The sequence below is a fragment of the Streptomyces sp. NPDC057543 genome, assembly GCF_042801895.1.
Lineage (GTDB): Bacteria > Actinomycetota > Actinomycetes > Streptomycetales > Streptomycetaceae > Streptomyces.
Window position 1 is genome coordinate 1 of the sequence record NZ_JBHVFF010000490.1, and the last position, 3,491, is coordinate 3,491.

Genomic DNA, 3,491 nt, shown 5'->3' on the forward strand with positions numbered 1-3,491 from the left:
GGGGCTGGGTTTCCAGCCCCTCCGGCGATTGCGTGCGCGGGCGGGCGGGGAGTGGGACGGTGCCCGCGGCGGGCTGTTCTTTTGCCCGCCCCTTCCCGGAACGGCGGCTCTGCCCCCGACCCCGCTCCTCAAAGGCGGAGGGGCTGGAAAGCCATCTCGGTCGCGGGAGAGTCCGGGAACGGCCCGTCCAATGCCGGAGGGGCTGGGGGCCAGGGCGCCCATATGTTCGGGCTGGGCCTCCGGGGACCCCTCCGCTCCGGATAGGCTGGGCGGATGACGCGAGCCGAGCAGCCAACGGTCGTGAGCCCCACCTCCGACACACTTGCCGCAGACTCACGCGAGCGCGCCGTACGAGCCCTGTTGCGTGTTCCCCCGCTGAAGCGGTTGTGGAGCGCCCAGCTCGTCGGAAGTATCGGCGATGCACTCGCCCTTCTCGTGCTGGTGCTGATGTCGCTGCAAGCGGCGGTCCTTGAGGGCTCATTCGGAGCTGGATACCGAGGGGCGGCGTTTGCCGTCGCCGCGGTGTTCGGTGCCCGGATCCTTGCCACCCTGCTCTTCGGAGCCGTACTCCTGGGGCCGCTGACGACGCTCACCGCGCCCGGAGGACCGCTGGACCGGCGGTGGCTGATGATCGGGACGGACGGGCTGCGGCTCGCGCTGCTGGTCGTCGCACCGCTGTGGATCGACTGGATGCCCGACAAGGCACTCATGATGATCCTCATCACCGTCTTCGTCGTCGGCGCCGCCGAACGCCTGTGGACGGTCGCCAAGGACGGCGCAGCCCCCGCGCTGCTGCCCGCCCCGCCCCCCGAGGGCGCCGCGGTACGCCCGCTGCCCGACCATCTCGACGCACTGCGCCGACTCTCCGTCCGCACCGACTTCGCCGCCATTCCGGCCGCCGCGGCCGTCCTGCTGATCGCCACGCTCGTCGGCGCTCTGCTGGGCTCCGGCCTGGAGTGGTTCTCGCTCCATCAGGCGGCCCTCGGTTCGTACATCGCGGCCGGTCTCTTCTCGGCCTCGATCTCCACCCTGTACTTCCTGGAACTGCCCGGTACGCAGACGCCCCGCCCGCGCTCGCCGCTGGAGGGCCTGCGCCGGCCGTCGGCCGGCAGCGGCCCCGACAAGGGCCGCACCGGAGCCGTGCCGCTGATCGTCGGCGCCTCGGCCACCGTCGCCGGAGCAATCGCCGCCGCTGCCGCCGTCGCCGCACTGCACGCCGCCGAGCTGGGTGGCGGGCCCGCCACCTTCGCCCTGCTGATCCTCGGCCTGACCGGTGCCACGGGCGTCGGCATCCGTACCGCGGGGAAGGTGCTGCCCGCGCTGTCGCGGCGCCGGCTGCTCGCGCTGGCCATCGCCGTCACCGGCATCGGGCTCCTCGCCATGGGCCTCGTGCCGGACACGGCGACCGTGCTCATGATCGCGGTGCTCGCCGGATACGCGGCGGGTGTCGCCGCCGGCACCGGTCATGTCCTGGTCGACCAGGAGACCGAGGAGTTCCGCCGGGCCAGGACCACGGAACACCTCCAGGCCGTCGTACGGGTGCTCATCGCGCTCGGCGCGCTCGCAGGCCCTCTGCTGGCCGCCGCGATCGGCACCCACCGGCTGACCTCCGGCGACTTCGTCTTCGCCCACGGCGGAGCGGCCTTCGCCCTGATGCTGATCGGCGCGCTGCTGCTGCCCGTCTCGGTGATCGTCCTCGCGAAGACGGACGACCGCTCCGGTGTGCCGCTGCGCCGCGATCTGCGCGAGGCGCTGCGCGGCGGCGATCCGGCCGTCGCCCCCGCCGCGACCGGTTTCTTCCTCGCCCTGGAGGGCGGCGACGGCGCCGGCAAGTCCACCCAGGTCGAGGCGCTCGCCGAGTGGATCCGTGCCAAGGGGCACGAGGTCGTCGTCACCCGCGAGCCGGGCGCCACCCCGGTCGGCAAACGGCTGCGCTCGATTCTGCTCGACGTGTCGTCGGCCGGGCTCTCCCACCGGGCCGAGGCACTGCTGTACGCGGCCGACCGCGCCGAGCACGTCGACTCGGTCGTCCGTCCGGCGCTGGAGCGCGGCGCGGTCGTCATCTCCGACCGCTACATCGACTCGTCCGTCGCCTACCAGGGCGCGGGCCGCGATCTCTTCCCGACCGAGATCGCCCGGATCTCGCGGTGGGCGACGAGCGGACTCGTACCGCATCTGACGGTGCTGCTGGACGTCGCCCCGGAGACCGCGCGGGAACGGTTCACCGAGGCGCCCGACCGGCTGGAGTCCGAGCCGCCCGAGTTCCACGCCCGGGTGCGGTCCGGCTTCCTGACGCTGGCCGCGGCCGACCCGACCCGCTACCTGGTGGTGGACGCGGGCCAGGATCCGGAAGCGATCACCACGGTCGTACGCCACCGGCTCGACCAGCTCCTCCCGCTCTCCGAGGCCGAGATCAAGGCCCAGGAGGAAGCGCGCAAGGCCGCCGAGGAGGAGGCCAGGCGCAAGGCCGAGGAAGAGGCGGCCCGCAAGGCCGAGGAGGAGCGGCTGGAGCGCGAGCGGCAGGCCCAGCTCGCCAAGCTCCGTGCCGAGGAGGAGGAGCGCAAGCGGCGCGAGCTGGAGGAAGCACGCCGGCGCGAGGCCGAGCGGCAGGCGGAGGAGGCCCGGCAGCGCGCCGAGGAGGCCCGCCGTCTGGCCGAGGAGGAGCGGGTCAGGCGGGAGGCCGAGGAAGCGGCCCACGAGGCCGAGCAGGCCCGGCTGCGCAGGCAGGCCGAGGAGGAGGCCCGGCTGCGCAAGGAGGCCGAGGCCCGGCGGCTGGAGAAGCAGCGCAAGGCCGAAGAGGCGCTGTTGCGGGCCGAGGAGGCGCGTCGACGTGCCGAGGTCGAAGCGGCTGCCGCGGCGGAGTCGGCCCGGGCGGAGGAAGCCGCGTCACCGTCCTTGCCGGACAACGAGATCACGGTGCCGACCCCGATCGTCAACCCGAACGATGTGACGCAGCCGGTGCCGTCGCCGGTCCCCCCGTCCTCGCCCGGGTCCACGCCGTCCGATGAGGCCGAGACGGCGATGATTCCGAAGATCCACGACCGTTCGGGCCGTACCGAGCGCCCTGGTGCGGACGAGACGGCGGTTCTTCCTCCGGTACGGGACGTGCGCGACGCTCGGGAGACGAATCCGGCGGACCGGGTTCCGCGGGGCATCTTCCGCGACGAGCGCCCGGCGGAACCCGCTCAGGAGAACGAGAACGAGCGCACCCGCGAGCTTCCGCAGTTCGGCGACCCGCACGCAGCGGCCCCGCGGCCGGTTGAGGACCGCCGGGACGGCCGGGAACGTCCGGGACGCCAGGAACAGGAGGAGCGCCGGGGCCGGCGTCCTCGCCCCGACTGGGCCGAGGAGACTCCGCTGGACGATCTGCCGACGCTGGCGGACGAGTTGCTGGGCGACCACCGCGACGACGAGGGCTCGGGCTCCTCGGGCCGGGGACGCCGCCCCCGCCGCTGATCCCCGGCGGCTGCCGGGCGGGCCCGCCCGGCAGC

Annotated in this window: 1 protein-coding gene; it reads left to right on the forward strand. The window is 74.0% G+C overall.

Translation table 11 applies throughout. From position 1 onward, the window contains the following. The first annotated feature begins 273 nt into the window (after positions 1 to 273). The gene (gene tmk / locus ACFU8Q_RS40275; protein ID WP_384464823.1) at positions 274 to 3,456 is read left to right on the forward strand and encodes a dTMP kinase; all 3,183 of its coding nucleotides are present in this window, start codon (positions 274 to 276) and stop codon (positions 3,454 to 3,456) included. The last annotated feature ends 35 nt before the right edge of the window (positions 3,457 to 3,491 follow it).